Raw genomic sequence first — 19,715 nt, 5'->3', positions numbered from 1 at the left:
CGCCCTCCGGTCCGCTGTGGTCTGCCGGCCCCGGGCTTGGTTCACGCCTCGTACTGGTACGCGACACCGTTGCTGTCGCCCCCGGGGGTGTGAACGGTGACGTCGACCGTGCCGGGCTCCCCTGCCGGGGAGGTGGCGACAACCAGGTTGTCGGAGACCGCTGCGAACAACGTCACCGTGCCGCCGAAACGGACTTCATCGGTATGGGTGAGGTTGCTTCCGAAGATGGCAACGTTGCTCCCCCCGTGGGCCGGTCCCTCGTCCGGGATGAGGCTGTCGATCGCCGGGATCCCGACGTAGGTGTAGTAGGCGTTGCCCGTACCGGGCGTGCTGGTACCGCCCGGCGTGGTGACGGTGACGGTGACGGTGTCGGTGCCGCCGGGAGCGTCGGCCGTGATCAGACTGTCCGAGAGCACGTTGATGTTCGTCGCCTCGTTGGTACCGAACGTGACGGCAGTGGCGAGTGTCAGATCGGTGCCGGTGATGGTCACCGTGTTGCCGCCGGCTTCCGGCCCCATGCCCGGGTCGAGCGAGAAGACGGCCGGGGCCGCGACATAGGAGTACACCATCGGGTTGCTGGTCCCCGCCGGTGTGGTGACCGTGACATTGACCGGCGCTGCCGGCCCCGCGGGGACGGTGGCGGTGATCTGCGTCGCGCTGACCACGTTGAATGACGCGGGTGTCACACCGAATGCGACCGAGGTGGCACTGGTGAACCCCGTTCCCTGGATCGTGATCACGTTTCCGCCGGCAGTGGGCCCCTGACTCGGGCTCAGACCGGTGATCACCGGCGTCACGGCGTATGTGTAGAAGACGCTGTTGCTCGTCCCGCTCGCAGTGGTGACCGTGACCGGCACCGACCCAGTGCCCGTGGGAGCGGTGGCGGTGATCTGCGTCGCGCTGACCACGTTGAACGACGTGGGCGTCAGGCCGAATGCGACCAAGGTGGCACTGGTGAACCCCGTCCCCTGGACCGTGATCACGTTTCCACCGGCAGCGGACCCCTGACTCGGGCTCAGACCGGTGATCACCGGCGTCGTGACATACGTGTAGACGGCACTGTTGCTCGTCCCGCTCGCAGTGGTGACCGTCACCGCCACCGACCCAGTGCCCGCGGGGGCGATGGCGATGATCCTCGTCGCGCTCAGCACACTGAACGATGCGGACGTCGTGCGGAACCTCACCAACGTGGCGCCGGTGAAGCCCGTCCCGTTGATCACGACTGTGTGCCCCCCCGCGCTGGGGCCCTGACTGGGGCTGAGGCTGCTGATCGCCGCGGCCATGCCGTTCTCCTTGTCGCTTACCGTGTGCGCTGTGCCCTGGCCGACTCCGGCCAGGGCACAGCGGTCTGCGCACGCCGCTCTCGGGGTGTGCTGAAGGGTGGCCGTCAGCTTGGGGTCAGGGGCCGTGGGGTTCTCAGGTCACGGTGTACTGGTCCGCCGCGGAGGTCGTACTCTCGCCGCCAGGCGTGGTGACCGTGATGTCGTACACCTGGCCGGACGTGAGGCCGGCGGGTGCGGGGACGACGAGTTGGGTCGTGTCGAGCCCGACGATGTCCTCGAGCGGCACGTCGAAGGTGTTGGCGGGGGTGACGGTGTTCGTGAAGGTCACGACAGTGACATCGACGAAACTGGTGCCTTCGACGACGATGCCCGCTTCGCCGGCCGCTCCCGTGGCGGGGGACACCGAGGTGACCGTCGGGAGGTTGTAGTAGGTGAACTGGGTCGCGCCGCTGCTTGAGACGCTGTCGCCGCCGACGGTGGTGACGACGACATCCAGGGTCTCCGTGTCACCGGTGACGGTGTGCGCGGGAGGGGTGACGACGACCGTGGTGTCCCCCGTCGTGGTGAAGGTCGTGACCGGGGCCTCGGCGCCGAAGGTCACCGACGCCGTGGTCGCCAGGCCGGTGCCGATGATGGTGACGGCTTCCGTGGGGGTCTCCGGTCCCTGAGCGGGGCTCAGGAACGAGCACACCGGGGCGCCGACGTAGAAGAACGACCGTGAGTTGCTGGTCGATCCTGAGACGGTGACGCTGACGTTGTACTGCCCGCCGCAGAGCGGCGGGACGGTAACGGTGACGGAGGTGGGGGTGACGGTGCTGGGGGTGACCGTTCGGGCCCCGAAGTTCACCTTGGTGGTGACCGTGCTGTTGCCCAGGCCGGTGCCGGTGATGGTCAGGACGTCCCCGCTGTTGCCCTGGGTCGGGCTGATCGAGCTGATGGTTGCCATGATGTGTCTCCTTCTTTCGAGTGCTGCTCGAGTAGTGCTGGGTGGGGGGGAAGGCGTGCGGGCCCGCGCGGCCTCGGGGTACGCAGGCTGTTGGAAGGGGGCGCATGGGGCGCGAACAGGGAGTACGGCAGAGGTGCCGGGGCTGTCCGCCCTGTGACGGGGGTTGGTGCTGGTGTGCCGCGAGCGGCCTGACCCCTCGGCAACGGGGGAGGCGGAGGGCTGAGCGCCCAAGCCGTGCGGGATTTTACGGAAGTCGGGCTGCTCTGAAGGCAGTTGACGCCGTTTATCGGCCGCCGACTATGGGTGTGGAGGAATTTGCGGTCCACCTGATCAGGTAGTTAGAGTAGGCCACCCGAGTGGTGTTCGGCACAATGAAAATGGCAAGATGTCATCCCTTTGGCCGAGCGCGCGATATGTGCATCAAATCAATCTGAAGACCGCCCTCTTTGCGCCCCTTCTGCGGGCCGTCACTGTCTTCTGCAGGGATTGTGCGGGGTGCAGTCGGCTGTGAACTCGATGAGCGAGCCCGCCTCGTACTGTCGGGTGGCCCGGAGGTGAGACCCCTCCGGGTACTACAGCAGCGGATCTTGTGACGGTTGATCGGTGCTGTCGTTGAGTGGTCATGCTGGTGGATGTGACGGAGGAGCATCTCGGCCTGTGGGCTGAGGAGTTGGTGTCGCTGACGGAGGGGTTGGGGGACCTGTTCGCGCGGCCGGAGCCGCGGGAGGTGTTCGCGGACTTGGTCGAGGGCCTGCTGGCGGGCCTGGGCCGGGTGAACGGGTGGACGCTGTCGGCGCGGGCGGGGCATGCGACGCCGGACCGGGTGCAGAAGTTCCTGAACGCCGCGTCGCAGGTCGGGGCGGTCGGCGAGCGGCTGGGTCTGGACGCCTCGGTGCGCGGCAAGCTGGAGCCTCTGCGGGCGAAGATGACCAAGCTCGCCGACCGCGGCTGGCTGCACAAGCGGGGCGACGGGCGGTTCACCGCACGTCCGTAGTCGCGAGGGGCGCGCCCGTAACTGACGGGCCCCCGACAGCAGTTGAGTTTGTGTGACGAAAAACAACAGTTCCGTCGACGGCCCTGACGGCCTTGTCTACACCGCCCGCCTGCCGCTGTCGAGCGCCACCCTGAACTGGCTCGCCGACCTGATACGCGGCCACCTCAAGAAGATCGGCTCGCGGTGGCGCGCCCTGCCCGCGGGGAAGATCGCCACCATCGTGCTGGCAGTGCTGCGCTGTGACCAGCGGCCCGGCGACCTGGCCGGCGGCAACGGAGTACACCGCACCACCGTGACCCGATGGGTGAGGGAGGTCGTCGGCCTGCTCGCCGCCCGCGCCCCACGCCTGGACCGGGCCCTCAGGGGCCTGCCGATCAATAACTCTTAGGTTTTCGTGGGCTGTTGGGTCGTAGGATGCGGGGGTGTCGGAGGGGACGAAGGCAGAGTTGGTGGATGCGTTCGGGCTGTTGCTGCCGCATCTCGATGAGCGCCAGCAGCGCCTGATGCTGGGCGCCGCGGCCCGCGTTCTGGGCCACGGTGGGATCCGCATGGTGGCCGGAGCGGCCGGGGTGGCGGAGTCCACGGTGTCGCGCGGGAAGCGGGAGCTGGAGCACGCGGAGGAGCCCGCTGGCCGGGTGCGGGCACCGGGCGCGGGGCGGAAGCCCTTGCGGGAGGCCGATCCGGGGCTGGTGCCCGCGTTGCTGGCGCTGGTCGAGCCGGACCAGCGCGGCGACCCGGAATCTCCGCTGCTGTGGACGGTGAAGTCCACCCGGAATCTGGCGGCCGAGCTGACGCGCCAGGGGCACCGGGTCGCTTCGGACACGGTGGCCACGCTGTTGAAGGCGGAGGGCTTCTCCCTGCAGGGCACCTCGAGGACCACCGAGGGGGCCCGGCATCCGGACCGGGACGCCCAGTTCCGCTACATCAACGACCAGGTCACGGCGTACCTCGCCGACGGGCAGCCGGTCATCAGCGTGGATGCCAAGAAGAAGGAGACGCTGGGCAACTACGCGGTCATCGGACGCGAGTGGCATCGCGCCGGGCAGCCGGTGCAGGTGCGTGCGCACGACTTCCCCGAGAAGGGCGCCCAGAAAGCGGTGCCGTACGGGATCTACGACATCGGCGCGGATACCGGCTGGGTGTCGGTGGGCTGCGACGGGGACACCTCTGCCTTCGCGGTGGCCACTTTGCGCCGCTGGTGGAACGGTGAGGGGCACCGCCGCTACCCGCACGCTTCTCGCCTGCTGGTCACCGCCGATGCCGGAGGCTCCAACGGCTACCGTGTGCGTGCCTGGAAGAAGGAACTCGCCGATTTCGCCTATGAGTCGGGCCTTGATGTGACTGTCTGTCACTTTCCACCGGGAACATCGAAGTGGAACAAAATAGAGCACCGGCTGTTCTCGCAGATCAGTATCAACTGGCGTGGCAGGCCCCTGACCAGCCACGAAGTCGTCGTCAGCACCATCGGAGCGACCACGACACGCAGCGGGCTGTCCGTCCACGCCGAGCTCGACCCCGGCGCCTACCCCACCGGCGTCACCGTCCCCGACACCGTCATGGAGCGTCTGCCCCTGACGCCGCACGAGTGGCACGGCGCATGGAACTACACGTTGCGCCCCGAACCACTCGCTCCCGAACCGCCCCCGCCCAGCACCGAGTTCGGGCGCTTTCCCACCGGGGACAAGCTCCCCGCCTGGCTGCGGCACCCCAGCCTCACCGGACTCGAGCCCGCCGCCTTTGACGATCTCGCCGTCCGCTACCGAGCCTGGCGTGCCGAGCACCCGCCGATCTTCCTGCCCGGGAAACGCCCCGACGGCGGCCCCGGCGCCGGCGGCAGACGGCTCTCCGTCTCCGACCAGCTTGTCGTCTTCCTCCTCAAGCGGCGCTGGTCCATGACGAACACCGTTCTCGCCGAGGCGACCGGCCTGGCCAAGAGCAGAATCGGCGCGACCCTCCAGGAGGTCACCCCCGTGCTCACCGCGCTCGGGCACAAGATCCCGACCGGCGCCCTCACCGTGACCACGGCACAACAACTCGCCGCGATCGCCGGGCACGACCCCACCCTCCCGTAATCCCCATCAAGATCGACGAGTTATTGATCGGCAGGCCCCTGCGGGGTACCTGGCTGGTCTGTAGCACGAACTTCGACACGCTGAACTTGACAGGGAAGTGGACGGCGAGGCGGGGCTGGTAGGTGATGACGTTAGCGACCTGGGCGGCGTGGTCGCGGCCGTAGACGTACTGGATGACCTCTCACGGCGGCCGTTTTCGAAGTCGATGTCGATGTCCGGCGGGCCGGCCTTCTCGACGCTGAGGAAGCGCTCGAAGAGCAGCCCGTTTTTCAGGGCGTCGACGGCGGTGATCAGGACGTAGCAGACGACGCTGCTCGCGGCGGAGCCTCGGGGCACCAGATGCCGCGGCCGACGGCGAATTGGACGATGTCGTGGACGATCAAGAAGTAGCCGGCCATGCCCAGCTCGGCGATGACGGCGAGTTCGTGGTCGAGTTGCTTCCACGCCCTGACCGTCTCCGGATCCGGTTCGTCGCGGTCGCCGTAGCGGGCGGTGCAGGCGCGTTCGGCGAGGTAGCGCAGCCAGGCGTCCTCGTCATAGCCGGCCGGGGTGGGAAACCCGGGCAGCTGGGGCCGCAGCTGCCCGAGGTCGATGACGCAGGTGCGGCCCAGGTCGACGGTGGCCTCCACCACGCCGGGGTAGCGGGCCAGAGCGCGCCTCATTTCGGCGGGTGAGCGCAGGTGGGCGGTCGGGGCCGGGTGGAGGTGGCCGGCCGCCTGGTCGAGGGTGTCGCGGCGGCGCAGCGCGGCAAGCGCCTGGGCGAGGCGGGCCTCACGGGGGGCGGCGTAGTGGACGGCGCCGCTGGCCACGACGGGCAGGCCCAGGCGGCGGGCGGCGACCACGGTGACGTCGTTCGCGACGGAGTCCTCGGGCAGGTGGTGGTCGGTGAGTTCGGCATACAGGCTGCTGCCGAAGATCTCGCTCAGGCGCTCAAGGCGGTGAGCGACCGCGGTGACATCGCGCCGGTCGAGGCCGGGAGCGGGGCAGCCGGGCAGGACCGCCCAATGGCCGCTGTGCACGGCCACCGACAGCGCGTGCAGGTCGTAGACGGGGGCGTTCTTGGCCGGCCAGCTGCGCGGCGGTGATCGTGGCGGACAGCAGCCGGAACCCCTTCCAGGGTGCGGGCGAGCACCACCGGGGTTGCCAGCAGCGGGTCGTCGAGGGTGAGTTCGGCGCCGTAGACGGTGCCGATGCCGGCCGGGGCGGCGGCCTCGGCCAAGCGGCGGGCCGCGCCGGCGGAGGCTTCGGCGGCCAGCGCCAGCAGCAGCGGCACGTCTCCCCCAGCACTGACCACCGTCCCGGGACGGATACGCCCCTCCGGCAGCAGCGCACCGAGCGGCGACGCGTACACCGGCTCGGCAGCACCGCCGCCCGCTCGCACACGCGCCACCGGTCTTGCACCCATGCCTCGATATTCGAGCATTCGTTCGAATGAATCAGGTAGGCATGCCGTAAAACACCTGCTCACCTGTTGTGGTTGACCTGTCGCAGCGAAGGTTGAGCGTTGTCACCGAAGGTTGGTGACCGCTAGGTTTTCTCACCGAAGGTTGAGTGGCCGCTGAGACCCGGTGTCTGGGCGACGGTGGGGGGAACCGGCACATGCGTCCCGCAGATTCGAGGGCGACAAAGGCACCCGGCGCGGTGCAACCGACAGCGTCTGCGGTCGCGTGCCGCGTGGCCCGCTTATCCTCCGGGTGTCACCAGTCCCGTCTCGTACGCGATCACCACCGCCTGGGCCCGGCTGTTCAGGTCCAGTTTGGTCATGGTGCGGTTGAGGTGGGTCTTGACCGTGGCTTCGCTGATGGAGAGCCGGTCGCCGATCTCAGGGTTGGACAGGCCGCGCGCGATGAGCTTGAGGACTTCGATCTCGCGGGAGGTCAACGTGCCGAGGTCCGGCGGGGGTTGGGCGCCGGGCGCGGACCGGGCCTGGTGCGCGAATGCCTCGACCAGCCGGCGGGTCACGCTGGGCGCGAAGAGTGCGTCGCCGCCCCCGACCGCGGCCACTGCTGCCAGCAGCCGCTCGGGTCCTGAGTCCTTGAGCAGAAAGCCAGACGCCCCGGCACGCAACGCCCCGTACACGTACTCGTCGAGGTCGAAGGTGGTCAGGACCAGCACCCGGGGCGCGGGGTCGGCCGCGTCCGCGAGGATGCGCTCGGTGGCCTGGATACCGTTCATGCCGGGCATGCGGATGTCCATCAGGATCACCTCGGGCCGCATCTTGGCGGCCACCTGCACGGCCTCCTCGCCGTCCCCCGCCTCGCCGGCGACCTCGAAGCCGGGTGCGGCGTTGAGGAGACCGACGAGCCCGGCGCGGATGAGGAACTGGTCGTCGACGACGAGGACTCTGGTCATCTCGTACGTTCCTCTCCCCACCGTGCGCCGGTCGCCGACGTCGGCAGACTCAGGCGGACCGCGAAACCCCCCTCGGCGCGTGGGCCGACGCTGATCGCCCCGCCGTAGAGCTTGGCCCGCTCCCGCATGCCGATCAAGCCGTGTCCGGCGCCGGTTGGAACGTTGTCCGAAATCACCTTCTCTCCGGCGTTGGTGACGCTGACCGTCAGATGGTGCTGCCGGTAATGGAGCCGCACCTGCGCATCGGCATGGCGGGTGTGTTTGAGGACGTTGGTCAAGGCCTCCTGGACGACGCGGTACGCGCACAACTCGACGCCGGGCGGAAGCGGGCGCACGGTGCCCTGGATGCTCAGTTCGACCAGGACGCCTGCGGCCCGGACGCGCTCGACCAGGTCATCGAGACGGGCCAGGGTAGGCATGGGGGCGGCTGAATCGGCGCCGCCCGGATCGTGTTCCCGCAGGACATGGAGCATGCGCCGCAACTCCTCCAGGGCCTCTGTGCTGGTGTCCTCGATGGTGCCCAGCGCGTCCCGGGCGGTGGCGGCATCGGAGTCGAGGACGAACCGGGCCAGGCCCGCCTGCACGGATATCACCGACATGTGGTGGGCGACGACGTCGTGCAACTCCCGTGCTATGCGCCCGCGTTCGGCGGCGACCTCACGGCGGGCCCGCTCGGCCTGCTCGACGCGCAGCTGCCGGGCGAGTTCGCGGGAGCGGCGGGCCAGAGTACCGAACCACACCAGCACGGCGCAGCACAGCAGCGCCTCGATGACGGCCAGCCCAGCGGACCGGCTGTCGCTGACCACACCGCCGTACACCCATTTGGCTATCGACACGGCCGCGCAGCTGATGGCGATCCGTGCCGGACACACCGACGCCACCGTGTACAAGACGAGCGCCGCGCCGAATACGGACAACAGCGGCCAGTACCCCAGGCTGACGTAGGCGACCCCTGCGCACTGCACGGCCGCGAAGACCACGAGCGGTGCCCTGCGCCGCAGGGCGAGGGGCACATGCGCCAGGGCGAGCAGCACATAGGCACGCGCGTCGAGTTCCGGCCAGCCCCGCGCCACCGACCCCTGTCCCAGCCGGACGGCCACGCAGACCACGACGAGCGCCAACAGGGTGTCGACGACGAGCGGCCGAGGCGTACGCATGAGCATCGCCGCAGCGTAACGCCGGTGCTCGCGCGGCGGCGTCAACCTTCCGCGGTACCACGGAAGTTGCAGAGCCCCTACCGCGAAAGTCGCAAGACCCGCGGGGCTACCGCGCGCGGTGGGACGGGAGTTCCACCCACCGCGGGACGCGTCAGCTGCGCCGGCGCCCCTACCGTCATGCCACAGCGGCACCGCCCGACTAGCGGAGCCGCACAGCCTTCGGGCTGCTCGGGGGACCCAACGGGGGAAGCGGCACGCGGCCGGAAAAGGCCGGCATGACCATCGGATGCCCCACCTTCACCCACGGCGTACCCCGTCAACCACCCGACGCTGCCGGATAACGACGTCACCGTCGCCGCTCGCCAGCGTCCGCAACATAAAGACAAAGAAGGCGATTCTCTTGATTCGTAAGGCCATATCCGGCCTGGTGACCTCTCTCGCCGTCATCGCGGCGACGCTGCTGGGCACCGCCAGCCCGGCTGCCGCCGAGGTCAGCGGCCCATGGATAATGCAGCCGTACACAAGTAAGCTCTGCATCCAACCGACCAACAACTCTTCTGCAAGCGGCGTCGTGGTCGAGCAAAACTACTGCGAGTCCCGCGTGGATCTTAACTGGAACTTCCAGACAATCAACGAGGGCTACTACCGGATCTCTTACCGCAACGGCGGCAAGTGCCTTGCTGTGAGCGGATCGTCGATCGCCAACTCGGCCAAGATAGTCACACAGGCGTGCGGTAACCCCACACTCAACGACAATTGGCTGCCGATAAGGAACTTCTCGGCCGGAGATTTGGACTATTACCTGCTGTTCAACCGGCACAGCGGCAAGTGCCTGAACGTCAAAAGCAACTCGACCGCCGCCGGCGGCGATCTGATCCAGTACACCTGCAGCACCACAGCCAACAACGAGGCGTTCACCTGGAACAAGCTGTAAGATCGCCGCGCGACGACCGCGGCTGGGGGCTGGCGAGTCGATACTCGCTGGCCCTCGTTGTCGGGTGGTGGAGAGAGGCCACTCACGCCGTGGTCTCCAGGTCGGAGCGGCCGCCGCGGTCGGTGACGACGATGACCGTCGAGGTAGACGAAGGACGCCTCAGGGTCGGCGGGACAACGGGATCAGCGACCAGTCACTCAACCTTCGGTGAGAATCACTCAACCTTCACTGCGACAGGGACCGCCGCGTGCCGGCTGACCGGCCGCTCACGGGCCACCCACCACCGCAGACTCAAGCCCCCACCGGACCGGAAGCCCAGAAGATCGCAGGTCCAGCCGTCGGCTCTGACGGACCAAGAGCGGGCTGCGGTCTTGGAGCTGATGAACTCGGGCGAGTACGCCGAGCTGCCGCCTGCCCAGATCTGGGCCCGCGAGCTGGATGACGGGCGCTACCACTGCTCGATCTCGACGATGTATCGGATCCTGCGCGAAAAGGGCCAGACGGGCGAGCGCCGACGGCAGGCCACCCACTCCGCCAAGACGGTGCCCGAACTCGTGGCCACCGCACCCTCCCAGGTGTTCACCTGGGACATCACCAAGGCGGCCGACCGGCCAAGGGCATCTGGTATCACGCCTACGTCATCATCGACATCTTCAGCCGCTACATCGTCTGCCACACCGTCGAACTCGCCGAATCGGCCCAGCGGGCCGAGGAGTTGATCCGCGAGACCATCACCCGCAACGGGATCGCGCCCGAGACCGTGCACGCGGACCGCGGCACCTCGATGACGAGCAAGAAGGCCTCCCAGCTGCTGATCGATCTCGGAGTGACAAGGTCACACTCCCGGCCGAAGGTCTCCAACGACAACCCCTACAGCGAGGCCCAGTTCAAGACCACGAAGTACATGTCGGACTACCCCGAACAGTTCGATTCAATGGCCCATGCCCGCGAGTGGTTCGACGCGTTCATCGCCTACTACAACCACGAGCACCGGCACTCCGGCATCGGCTTCCACACCCCCGCCTCGGTCCACTTCGGGACCGCCGCGGAGGTCCGCGACCAGCGGGCCGTCACCCGCGCCGAGGCATACGCCCGCCACCCCGAACGCTTCGGCCGCCGCCCCCGACCACCCGAGATACCCCAGACCGCCTGGATCAACGACCCGGCCAAAAGCCGCGAACCAACACCACAAACCTCATAGCATCACGACTATCTCACTGGACTTGAAATCTTCCGCCGCGGTTGCCAAGGCCGGGTGCCCACGAGGGCCCGACCCGGTAGGCGCGAGGACGGTGCGGGTCGCGGTAGAGAACGCCCTTGCTCTCGAGCGCCATCAGCTGGTGGGCGACCGAGGACGTGCTGGCAAGATCCACGGCTGCGCCGATCTCCCGCAGCGGCCCGCGGGCCCAGAGGGCGGCCTCGACGAGCGTGGCTGGTGGCATCCATCCGGGCCACCTCCGCACAAGATCGGCAGAACGCGACCCTAACCCGCCACCCCTCACAAATGGAACACGCTTTCGGCTTCTAGGGCGGAGTGACCGCAGGCCTCGTCGCAGTTCACGCAAGGGAGCCAAGCGGCATCACGTCCTGCCTTCACCTGTCGCGTTTCTGGCCGCCAGAGCGTGAGCTCTCGGCTGACGAAGTGGTCGACCAGGCCCTGGCGTATCGGCCAATAGCTTTGTGAGAGCGGAGCCCCCTGTTGGAGGCGACGGGCGTAGTCCGCTGGGGTTGGTTCGCTCCCGCATCGATTGAGCCCTGGGGGCGGGTCACAGCGGCACCTCGCCGGGCAGCAGGTGCGCCCGGACCGTCTTGAACCGGGCGTCCTCTGGCTTCGCGCATCAGTGGTGGCCCCGTTTAGGAACGGGTTTTGGCCCCACTTGCGCGTCGGAAAGGCCTTGGGTGCAGATCTAATGAGGGCGCTGTCGATCAGGTAGGTATGACCTGGTCGCGGTAGCGCGTCTGGTGGTTGCGGGTGAATTCCTGCTGCTGGTGCCAGGTCCAGTAGGCGTCGAAGTCGCCGTTGGCGCGGACGGCGCGCAGCTTGAGTACGGCTTCAGCTCCGGACAGGCCCCAGCGGGCGCCGGTGATGTCCAGGCGGTCTTTGACCAGGTGCCGGCATGCTCCCTCGATGATTCCGGTGGCGATCGGCCAGCCGCGTTCAAGGGCGGTGTCGTAGTGCAGGTGTTCGGCCTTGCCGGTCAGGTAGTTCACGGCCTCGTCGATGCCTTTGCGCTGGGCGCCACGCAGTCCGGCGGTGCGGGCGGCTTCCTCGATGGCGGCGGCGGTCTGCTGCACGCCGCCGGCCAGGAGGGTGCGGGCGTGGCGGGCGACCCAGGTCTCGGCGGAGGCGTCGCCGTTGTCGTGCAGGCACCAGGCTGCTCGCCACAGATATTCGAGCACGTGGATCAGGTCGACGATGATGTGGACGTCCACGCCGCGCTGTAGTGCTTCGGCCTTGATGAGGTCGATCTGATGGCGGGCCCCGTCGACCAGGACGACCCAGCAACGGCGGTGGCCGGGGTCGCGGTGCTCTGCCTGGTCGAACACGGCGGACACCACCTGCGCGGCGGTGTCGGTCACCGAGCCGCACAACCACTTCGACCGGGCCTTCGGCCCCTGGCGGCGCTCGGGCGTCGCGCCGTGGGCGGCGTCGTCCTGCCGGTCGGGGTCGGCGAAGATGTCGTCCACCGTGCGCGGCGCGGGCTCGGCATCGTAGACGGCTCCCAGGGTGGCCATCCGTTTCCTGCCGTGCTTCTCCCCGGACGCCAGCCGGGTCTTCATCGCGTTGCCGCCCTTGGCGGCCGCAGCCTTCGCGGTGTCCTCACGCAGTGCTTCGGGTCTTATCACCACGCCCTTGCCGTCGACCGACAAGATCAGCGGCGTGGTGCCGGTGCAGGGAGCCGGCACGAGGGCGTCGTAGAACGCGTCGATGTCGACTGCGGCGCCGACGGCGAGTTCCTGGACCTGCCGGTGCCCGATTCCGGAGCCGGTGACGGCGTTGATCCGCTCGCAGGCATCGGCGAAGCTGCCGCGGGCGGACTCGATCGCGGCGAGCCTGGCCAGCCCGTGCGAGTGCAGTGCGTCCGGAAGGTTCAGCACCGCGTCAGCCGGGTGCAGGTCCGCCACCCTGGTGCCGCGGTAGGCGATCCGGACCACGGTGACCTTGCCGAACACCGTGGCCAGCATCCGGCGCCGGCCCCGCTCGATCCGGGAGCGCCCGGCACCGGCAGCGTCCACGACGTCCTCACGGCGCACCTCGTCCCTGGCCCGCAGGGTCAGGTGGTCCTGGAACAACTGCCGGGTGACCTCGCGCATCCGCGCACCCAGCAGGTCCTCCAACCGCGCGTGCGTCATCACCGCAGCTTCCGGAGCCGCCAGCTCCGCACACGCCGCGGCGAACAGACCCGCCGAGGCGGCGAAAGCGTCCTCACACTCCGCGAGCGCACCATCGGACGGCCTCACCACGCTCACCACCCCTGCTTTCGGCCGTCGACCTTGAACAGCCCGGACGAAGGCTCGGCCAGGATTCCGCGCTCCACCAGCCGCTTCAGCTTCGAGCGCATCCCCTCGACGTGCCGCGGCTCGGTCCCCAGACCCAGTTGCCGACAGACCTCTTTGCAGCGCATCGCCGCTCCCGAGGTCGCGAACAAGGCGATGATCTCCCGGTACTCCGGCGACATCACCGTCACATCCAGCTCCGACTCGGCCTTCAACAGCGCCACGGCGACCCCGCCGTCACGCCCACCCGCGCCGTCCGAGCCCGGCACCGGCGAAGACGGCGCGGCCAACACCTCCTCCACCGTCTCCCGCGCGATCTGCAACCGCGCCAGCCGTTCCTCGGCCCCAGACAACTCCTCGGACAGACCAGCGATCTGCTCACGCAGCCGCTCGGCATGGCCCAGTACCTCAGCTCGCCTGGCCTCCAACGCCTCCATCAACGACGGCACACCACACCCACCCTCGCTCAGCACCCGCACGCCTCACGGCGGGCTCGACCCCGGCGACGGTAGAAGTCAGCACGACCGACCACATCCCGAACCTCTGCGAATCACCCCAACGAGGCACCCTCAGAAGATCTACACCCAAAGGCCTTGATCACCAGTGAGTTTTGGCCCCACTTGGCGGTAGGCCGTGAGGCTTCCGAGGCGAATCTGACTGGCGTGGCCGGTATGCGGCAGTGCATCGTGCGGTGGTGAATGGATCTGCCTTTGCCGAGCATGAAGACCGTTGGATCTTGGGTCTTCGAGGCCTGGATGTCACCAAGATCAGCGTCGACTATCAGCTGTCGCTTCTGCTGGGGTCGGATGCCTGGGTTGTGCTGGAAGGTCCGTGCCGGCTGTCGCAGGGGCCTGCTGCCGGGGACGGCCCGCAGGAGATGCTGGATCCCGGGCAGCAGGATGTGGCGGCGGCTCTGGCCTTGTTCGGTGCCAAGGTCGTGTCTGCACTGGCCTTCAAGACGGGATCGCTGCGGATGGTCTTCGACAACGGGCTGCATCTCAGTTGCCGGGCCGATCCGTCGTTCGAAGCCTGGCAGGTGACAGGGCCGGCAGGTTGGCGGTTTGTGTCGTTGCCGAGTGGGGATCTTGCGGTGTGGTCCGGCGCCGAGGCGGCCGGAGGGGACGAAGATGGTTAGCCGTCGGCCTGTTGGGCTCGAGTCCGGGCGAGTCGGTAGGAGTCGGTGCCGGTCTCGATGATGTTGCTGCCGAAGGTGAGGCGGTCGACGATGGCGCCGCAGAGTCGCGGGGCAACGGTGGAGTCCGGTTGTCAGTGCCGGGTGCAAGACTGCCCGGCATGATCGAACCGAACCCGAAAGCGGACCTTCTCCGATATCTACAAGAGGCGCGTGACGCCCTGTTGTGGAAGCTCGATGGGCTCTCGGAATACGACGTCCGTCGCCCGCTGACCCCCACGGGCACGAACCTGTTGGGGCTGGTCAAGCATGTCGCCAGCGTGGAGCTTGGATACTTCGGCGACACGTTCGGGCGGCCGTTCTTCGATGAAGAGCCGCCGCCCTGGTGGTATACGGAGGATGCAGAACCCGAATCAGACATGTGGGCCTCTGCAGACGAGTCGCGCGAAGAGATCGTGGGGCTGTATCACCAGGCGTGGGGGCACTCCAACAGCACGATCGCGACGCTGACGCTTGACGCGATCGGTCACGTCCCGTGGTGGCCGGAGGAACGCCAAGAGGTGACACTGCACCACATCCTGGTACGCGTGATATCCGAAACCCAGCGGCACGCCGGCCACGCCGACATCGTGCGAGAACTCATCGACGGATCCGTCGGGTATTTGCAGGGCAAGGACAACATGCCACCAGGTGATCAGGCATGGTGGGAGGACTACTGGAGCCGTCTGGAGCGTGTGGCGCGGGAAGCCGGTAACCACGCCACCCTCCCCGCCCCGCCGACCCGTCACCCAGACCGCACCTTCGGTGTCAGTGAGGCCGCGGCCCCGCGACAGTACGCAGCCTGCTCACCTCAGTGCGGTGATCAGGCGTAGGGATGACCAGCACTTCGGGGCGCCGGGTGTTCCCCGACCACCCAAGGCTCACTCGGAGGATCCGCGGCGGGCACGTCATGTCCTGACCAAAGATGCGCCTGCCGGCTCCACCACCTCCTGATGTACGGCCGCACGGCGCCCGCCCTCGCAGAGCGGCGCAGCCGTTCCCGGTCTGGTGCTTCAGCCCCGCCTACCCAAGCTCCGGGCTCACTGACGATCCTGGTCGCCGCCCAGCACCCGGGCGAGACCAGCGGCGCGATCGCGGAGAACCCGGGGTCGCGCTGGCCCGACGGACCGGGGAGCATCCCGCAGCCGTCGGTGGTGACCGTCTGGGCCGACTGATCAGCAGCAGGACGACGTGCCGTCCGGGACGGCCTCGGCAAGCAGCTGCGGTTGTACGACCCCGGACGGCGCGCCGTCCGCTTCCGGCTTGGAGGCTCGGATGATGGCGGAGTGCATCCCGTCGGCCACCTGATGTGTCGGCGTGACCTCGACCGCGGTGAAGCCGGCCGCCTCCAGCCCCTGCCGGTACTCGGCGAAGGACAGCGCGCCGGCGATGCAGCCCACATAGTCCCCGCGCTCGGCCCGCTGCGCCGGAGTGAGCCGGTCCTCGGCCACGACATCGGAGATGCCGATCCGGCCGCCCGGCACGAGCACGCGGAACATCTCCGCGAACACGGCGGGCTTGTCGACGGACAGGTTGATCACACAGTTGGAGATCACGACGTCGATGGTGCTCGCGGGCAAGGGCACGGACTCGATGGTCCCCTTCAGGAACTCGACGTTGGTCGCGTCGGCCTTTTTGGCGTTGGCCAGGGCGAGGGTGAGCATCTCGTCGGTCATGTCCAGCCCGTACGCCTTGCCGCCCGGCCCGACGCGCCGAGCCGACAGCAGTACGTCGATGCCGCCACCGGAACCGAGGTCCAACACCCGTTCGCCTTCGCGCAGTTCGGCGACGGCGAGCGGGTTGCCGCAGCCGAGGGAGGCGGCGACGGCTTCGGCAGGCAGTGCCTCACGCTCGTCGGCCGCGTAGAGCCCCGCACCGAAGCCTTCTTCGATGTCGGCGGTCTGCGAACCGCAGCAGCTGCCGTCATCGCTGTCGGGCCCGCAGCACGCCGCACCGCTCCGCGTGACCTTCACTGCGGCAGCCGCGTATCCCACCCGTACGGCCTCCCGTACCTCATCAGGGCTCTGTCCGGCCATGACAGCCTCCTCCACTGATTCGACATCCATGGATTCAACAGTGCTCCCTGAATTGACAGCCGTCAACATAGAGGAAGGTCGAATCAGACGGACAGCCAGCGGTCGAGGTACTCGCGCAGACCCGCGAGCCGCGCGCCACGGGCCACGTAACCGAGGTAGCCATCGGGACGTACAAGCCCATGCACGACATCAGGCCAAGGACCCTGGTCATCCACGCGATGGACGGCCACGACGCTGTCCCGCCCCCTCAGGACGGCAACGATCTGCTCGTCGCTCCACAGATGGCGCGGACCGGTGAGCAGCAAGTGATAGCCCGGGCCGGCACAACGGGACTGGAGCCCGCGCGGAAGATCGGGCAGCCGGTCACCGGCTCGCGGACCTCGCCGCGGCGGACGCGAGCCCGCCACGGAGACGGGACTGCGCCGGTAGTGAATGCCGAGCTCGGAGACCGTCCGGAAGAGCCGCCGACGCAGCGCCGTCGACCGCAGTGCCAACGGGGCCAGGCGCGGGGCGAGTTGGGTGCGGGCAAGGCGGATGGCCGGGTTACTGCTGGTGCCGATCGTGAACGCGCGGTCGGTGAAGCTCCGGACAACGCGGCCGACCGGCGCCCGCTCGGTGCCGTACGTCTCCAGCAGCTCCTCCGGCGCGGCACCCCGGCAGACGAGGGCGAGCTTCCAGCCGAGGTTGAGCGCATCCTGGATGCCGGTGTTCATCCCCTGCGCGCCCGCCGGGCTGTGGATGTGGGCGGCGTCCCCGGCGAGGAAGCAGCGCCCGGCGCGGTAGCGGGAGGCCCCGCGGTTGTGCAGCCGGAAGTCCGTCATCCATGCCGGGTCCCGCAGCACGAGCCCGTCGTCGGTGTAGCGATCGGTGATCCCCTGAAGCAGCGGGAGGGTGACTTCTGCGTCCGGAGCTTCGGGCGGCCGCATCGAGAGCATGCGCCAGGTGGCCGGCGAGCCGAGCGGGAAGAAGAACAGCATCCCGATCCCGGTCATGTACGTGTGCACGGCGCCGGGTTCCAGTCCGTCGACCTCCAGGTCGGCGAGCAGGAACGTCCGCGGATACGCGTAACCCTCGAAGTCGATGCCCGCCTGTGCCCGCACGATGCTGTGGGCACCGTCGCAGCCGACGACGTATCGCGCCTCCACCACCTCCTCGACCCCGTCCCCGCGTCGCAGCCGACAGCGGACCTCCGCATCCGTTGGCTCCAGACGCACCAGCTCGGTGCCGCGCTCGATCGGCACATCCTGCGCGGCGAGGCGTTCGGCGAGGACACGTTCGGTCTCGGCCTGCGACAGGAACAGCAGGTAGGGATACGGGGTGTCGGTCACCCCGATGTCGAAGAGACGCGTCGCCACGACACGCCGAGGCAGGTGCATCCGCAGCTTCATCGCGGGATTCCCCCAGGCGACCAGCCCGTCCGTGACCCCGAGTCCGGCCAGCGCCTCGAGCGTCCGGGGCTGAATCGCCAACGCGCGTGACTCGTGCACGCGGTCCGTCGAACGGTCGACGATCCGGAACCGTGTCCCGTACGACCGCAGCTGTGCGGCAAGCGCGAGCCCTGTCGGACCCCCACCGACCACCAGCACATCCAGCGGTGCCGTCATGGACCCACGGTAGTGCCGATAAGTCTCGACCGACATGCGCGACCCTGTAGGGCCGTTTCCTCATCGGGCAGTTTCCTTGTCCCTCACCCTGCGAAGCAGAAGGGAATCGCGGCTGCCATAGCCGTCGGCATCGGTGCGGCACCGTAGGCATCAGACCGCCTCGTTCACCGTCATCCAGCGCCACTGGGTGAACTGCTCCAGATTGGCGGTGCCGCCGACGCGGGAGCCGTTGCCCGATGCTCCCATCCCGCCGAAGGGGGCGTTCGCGGCGTCCTTGGCACAGACGTCGTTGAGGTGCACCATGCCGGTGCGCAGCCGCTCGGCGATGGCCGCCGCCCGCGGCACCGAACGGGAGTGCACAGCCGCCGTCAGGCCGTATTCGGTGTCGTTGGCGATCTCGACGGCCTCCGTGTCGGTACGGAACGCGACGACGGGGGCGACGGGCCCGAAGATCTCCTCCGTGAAGGCGGGCATGGTCCGCTCGACGTGGTCCAGGACGGTGGGCGGGTAGAACAGCCCGTCGCGGCGTCCGCCGGCCAGCACCCGTGCCCCGGCGGCCACGCTCTCGTCCACGATCCGTTCGATCCTCGCGGCCTGGCGCTCACTGATCACGGGCCCGAGGACCACACCCTCCTCTCGGGGGTTACCGACCCGCAGCGCCTTGGCCTGCCCGATCAGTGCCTCGGTGTACGGCTCCACGAGGTCGGCGTGCACCAGATGACGTCCGGCGGCGACGCAGGCCTGCCCCTGATAGCCGAAGGAACTCATCGCCCCGGCTGCCGCGGCGGCGTCGACGTCCGCGTCGTCGAGCACGACGATCGAGTTCTTGCCGCCCAGTTCCAGGGCCACCCGCTTGAGCCGGTCGCCCGCGGCGCGGGCGACGGCCCGTCCTGCCTCGGTGGAGCCGGTGAACGCGACCATGGCGACGTGGGGATCGGCCACGACCGCCTCACCGGTGGCGGGGCCTCCGGGCAGGACGTGGAGCAGCCCCTCGGGCAGTTCGGCATCCTCGAACAGCCGCGCCACGACGACACCGCCGGACACCGGTGTGTGGGGATCGGGCTTGAGCAGGACGGCGTTGCCCAGCACAAGCGCGGGCGCGAGGGCCCGCATGGCGAACAGCAGGGGGGCGTTCCAAGGGTTGATGACGCCGACCACCCCCAGCGGTACCCGCCATGCGTAACTGGCCTGACCGGGCATCGACGGGCTCAGGATCTCGCCGCGGGGCAGCGACGCGAGCCCGACGGCCTGCGCCAGTTGGCTGAGTCCGGCCGCGATCTCGTAGTCGGCCTTGGCCGGGACGCCGCCGGACTCTCTGACGATCCACTCGCGGATCGCCCCGCTGTTGTCGCGCAGCGCCCGGGCGGCACGGAGCAGGACCTCGGCGCGCTCCTGGGGTGCGGTCTCGCCCCAGGCCCGCTGAGCCCGGGCAGCCAGGGCGCCGGCCCGGGCGACATCCGCGGGCGCCGCCACGCCCACTTCCGCCAGCCGCTCTCCCGTGGCGGGTTCGTTCACCGACCGAGCCCCGCCCTCGGACTGCCGCCAGCCGCCGCTGTAGATCTTCCCGGTCCATACGGTCGCGTCCGGCCACGTTCCCTCGCGGGTGGCAGTCATGGCACAACCTTCCGCCATCGATGTACTGATACCCCTTTTAGCACCTATAGCCTT

At 68.8% G+C, this 19,715-nt stretch carries 17 protein-coding genes and 6 pseudogenes; 10 read left to right on the top strand and 13 right to left on the bottom strand.

Features of this window, described 5'->3' with window-relative positions; all coding sequences use genetic code 11:
• Positions 1-41: 41 nt before the first annotated feature.
• The gene (locus OHU89_RS51395; protein ID WP_405653845.1) at positions 42-1,283 is read right to left on the bottom strand and encodes an IPT/TIG domain-containing protein; all 1,242 of its coding nucleotides are present in this window, start codon (positions 1,281-1,283) and stop codon (positions 42-44) included.
• Positions 1,284-1,416: 133 nt separating this feature from the next.
• Positions 1,417-2,229: an IPT/TIG domain-containing protein gene (locus OHU89_RS51390; RefSeq protein WP_405653843.1), complete on the bottom strand. Its 813-nt coding sequence runs from the start codon at positions 2,227-2,229 to the stop codon at positions 1,417-1,419.
• Between the two features lie 634 nt (positions 2,230-2,863).
• On the opposite strand from OHU89_RS51390, the gene OHU89_RS51385 reads away from it, so the two are divergent.
• From OHU89_RS51385 to OHU89_RS51375, 3 genes and pseudogenes are all read left to right on the top strand, one after another.
• Positions 2,864-3,223: a hypothetical protein gene (locus OHU89_RS51385; RefSeq protein ID WP_405653841.1), complete on the top strand. Its 360-nt coding sequence runs from the start codon at positions 2,864-2,866 to the stop codon at positions 3,221-3,223.
• A 52-nt stretch (positions 3,224-3,275) separates the two neighbouring features.
• Positions 3,276-3,587 (top strand): annotated as a pseudogene (locus OHU89_RS51380) (IS5/IS1182 family transposase); the annotation flags it as partial.
• A gap of 85 nt (positions 3,588-3,672) precedes the next feature.
• Positions 3,673-5,295, top strand: a complete 1,623-nt coding sequence (locus tag OHU89_RS51375) for an ISAzo13 family transposase (protein ID WP_405654237.1) — start codon at positions 3,673-3,675, stop codon at positions 5,293-5,295.
• Positions 5,296-5,301: 6 nt separating this feature from the next.
• Here the strand turns inward: OHU89_RS51375 and OHU89_RS51370 are convergent.
• The 4 genes and pseudogenes from OHU89_RS51370 to OHU89_RS51355 form a co-directional block, all read right to left on the bottom strand.
• Positions 5,302-5,957, bottom strand: a pseudogene (locus OHU89_RS51370) (hypothetical protein).
• 260 nt (positions 5,958-6,217) lie between these two features.
• Positions 6,218-6,700: a hypothetical protein gene (locus OHU89_RS51365; protein WP_405653839.1), complete on the bottom strand. Its 483-nt coding sequence runs from the start codon at positions 6,698-6,700 to the stop codon at positions 6,218-6,220.
• 278 nt (positions 6,701-6,978) lie between these two features.
• Positions 6,979-7,647 carry a response regulator gene (locus OHU89_RS51360; protein ID WP_405653836.1) on the bottom strand — a complete coding sequence of 223 codons (669 nt, stop codon included), beginning with the start codon at positions 7,645-7,647 and terminating at the stop codon, positions 6,979-6,981.
• Positions 7,644-8,804, bottom strand: a complete 1,161-nt coding sequence (locus OHU89_RS51355) for a sensor histidine kinase (RefSeq protein WP_405655058.1) — start codon at positions 8,802-8,804, stop codon at positions 7,644-7,646. The genes OHU89_RS51360 and OHU89_RS51355 overlap by 4 nt, the downstream gene beginning before the upstream one ends.
• A 400-nt stretch (positions 8,805-9,204) precedes the next feature.
• On the opposite strand from OHU89_RS51355, the gene OHU89_RS51350 reads away from it, so the two are divergent.
• The 3 genes from OHU89_RS51350 (at position 9,205) to OHU89_RS51340 (ending at position 10,939) form a co-directional block, all read left to right on the top strand.
• A complete protein-coding gene (locus OHU89_RS51350; RefSeq protein WP_405653834.1) occupies positions 9,205-9,738 on the top strand; it encodes an RICIN domain-containing protein in 534 nt (177 codons plus the stop codon).
• 371 nt (positions 9,739-10,109) lie between these two features.
• Positions 10,110-10,457, top strand: coding sequence for a hypothetical protein (locus tag OHU89_RS51345; RefSeq protein ID WP_405653832.1), 348 nt, complete (start codon positions 10,110-10,112; stop codon positions 10,455-10,457).
• Complete coding sequence (locus OHU89_RS51340; RefSeq protein WP_405655057.1) at positions 10,358-10,939, top strand: transposase; 582 nt, start codon at positions 10,358-10,360, stop codon at positions 10,937-10,939. Before OHU89_RS51345 ends, OHU89_RS51340 begins: the two co-directional genes overlap by 100 nt.
• Before the next feature lie 52 nt (positions 10,940-10,991).
• Here the strand turns inward: OHU89_RS51340 and OHU89_RS51335 are convergent.
• Positions 10,992-11,180 (bottom strand): annotated as a pseudogene (locus tag OHU89_RS51335) (hypothetical protein); the annotation flags it as partial.
• Positions 11,181-11,344: 164 nt separating this feature from the next.
• Between OHU89_RS51335 and OHU89_RS51330 the strand changes: the two are divergent.
• Positions 11,345-11,422, top strand: a pseudogene (locus OHU89_RS51330) (e9imm peptide); the annotation flags it as partial.
• Between the two features lie 242 nt (positions 11,423-11,664).
• On the opposite strand, the gene OHU89_RS51325 reads toward OHU89_RS51330, so the two are convergent.
• The gene (locus OHU89_RS51325) at positions 11,665-13,200 is read right to left on the bottom strand and encodes an ISKra4 family transposase (protein WP_405654216.1); all 1,536 of its coding nucleotides are present in this window, start codon (positions 13,198-13,200) and stop codon (positions 11,665-11,667) included.
• 5 nt (positions 13,201-13,205) lie between these two features.
• Positions 13,206-13,685 (bottom strand): hypothetical protein, encoded by a 480-nt coding sequence (locus OHU89_RS51320; protein WP_405638640.1) that lies wholly within the window; start codon positions 13,683-13,685, stop codon positions 13,206-13,208.
• Positions 13,686-13,930: 245 nt separating this feature from the next.
• Between OHU89_RS51320 and OHU89_RS51315 the strand changes: the two genes are divergently transcribed.
• Entirely contained in the window at positions 13,931-14,371 is a 441-nt protein-coding gene (locus OHU89_RS51315; RefSeq protein WP_405653830.1) for a DUF6188 family protein, read from the top strand.
• Here the strand turns inward: OHU89_RS51315 and OHU89_RS51310 are convergent.
• Positions 14,368-14,481: pseudogene (locus OHU89_RS51310) on the bottom strand (AAA family ATPase); the annotation flags it as partial. The gene OHU89_RS51315 and the pseudogene OHU89_RS51310 sit on opposite strands and share 4 nt — an antisense overlap.
• Positions 14,482-14,529: 48 nt before the next feature.
• On the opposite strand from OHU89_RS51310, the pseudogene OHU89_RS51305 reads away from it, so the two are divergent.
• Positions 14,530-15,120: pseudogene (locus OHU89_RS51305) on the top strand (DinB family protein); the annotation flags it as partial.
• Positions 15,121-15,360: 240 nt separating this feature from the next.
• Positions 15,361-15,582, top strand: coding sequence for a hypothetical protein (locus tag OHU89_RS51300; RefSeq protein ID WP_405653828.1), 222 nt, complete (start codon positions 15,361-15,363; stop codon positions 15,580-15,582).
• On the opposite strand, the gene arsM is transcribed toward OHU89_RS51300, so the two are convergent.
• The 3 genes from arsM to OHU89_RS51285 form a co-directional block, all read right to left on the bottom strand.
• Complete coding sequence (arsM, locus tag OHU89_RS51295; protein WP_405653826.1) at positions 15,583-16,443, bottom strand: arsenite methyltransferase; 861 nt, start codon at positions 16,441-16,443, stop codon at positions 15,583-15,585. It lies immediately after the preceding gene.
• Between the two features lie 83 nt (positions 16,444-16,526).
• Positions 16,527-18,047, bottom strand: a complete 1,521-nt coding sequence (locus OHU89_RS51290; RefSeq protein WP_405653824.1) for an FAD-dependent monooxygenase — start codon at positions 18,045-18,047, stop codon at positions 16,527-16,529.
• Positions 18,048-18,197: 150 nt separating this feature from the next.
• Positions 18,198-19,661: a benzaldehyde dehydrogenase gene (locus OHU89_RS51285; protein ID WP_405653822.1), complete on the bottom strand. Its 1,464-nt coding sequence runs from the start codon at positions 19,659-19,661 to the stop codon at positions 18,198-18,200.
• Positions 19,662-19,715 lie beyond the last annotated feature (54 nt).

Source organism: Streptomyces sp. NBC_00019 (assembly GCF_045041015.1).
GTDB lineage: Bacteria > Actinomycetota > Actinomycetes > Streptomycetales > Streptomycetaceae > Streptomyces.
The sequence above is the reverse complement of the archived record's forward strand: the minus strand, read 5'-3'. Positions and strand labels throughout refer to the sequence as shown.

What these genes read in the sequence shown, in the direction of transcription:
- OHU89_RS51395 (WP_405653845.1), bottom strand. Translation starts at nt 1,283, where the DNA reads ATGGCCGCGGCGATCAGCAGCCTCAGCCCCAGTCAGGGCCCCAGCGCG.
- OHU89_RS51390 (WP_405653843.1), bottom strand. Translation starts at nt 2,229, where the DNA reads ATGGCAACCATCAGCTCGATCAGCCCGACCCAGGGCAACAGCGGGGAC.
- OHU89_RS51365 (WP_405653839.1), bottom strand. Translation starts at nt 6,700, where the DNA reads ATGGGTGCAAGACCGGTGGCGCGTGTGCGAGCGGGCGGCGGTGCTGCC.
- OHU89_RS51360 (WP_405653836.1), bottom strand. Translation starts at nt 7,647, where the DNA reads ATGACCAGAGTCCTCGTCGTCGACGACCAGTTCCTCATCCGCGCCGGG.
- OHU89_RS51355 (WP_405655058.1), bottom strand. Translation starts at nt 8,804, where the DNA reads ATGCGTACGCCTCGGCCGCTCGTCGTCGACACCCTGTTGGCGCTCGTC.
- OHU89_RS51300 (WP_405653828.1), top strand. Translation starts at nt 15,361, where the DNA reads ATGTACGGCCGCACGGCGCCCGCCCTCGCAGAGCGGCGCAGCCGTTCC.
- arsM (WP_405653826.1), bottom strand. Translation starts at nt 16,443, where the DNA reads ATGGCCGGACAGAGCCCTGATGAGGTACGGGAGGCCGTACGGGTGGGA.
- OHU89_RS51290 (WP_405653824.1), bottom strand. Translation starts at nt 18,047, where the DNA reads ATGACGGCACCGCTGGATGTGCTGGTGGTCGGTGGGGGTCCGACAGGG.
- OHU89_RS51285 (WP_405653822.1), bottom strand. Translation starts at nt 19,661, where the DNA reads ATGACTGCCACCCGCGAGGGAACGTGGCCGGACGCGACCGTATGGACC.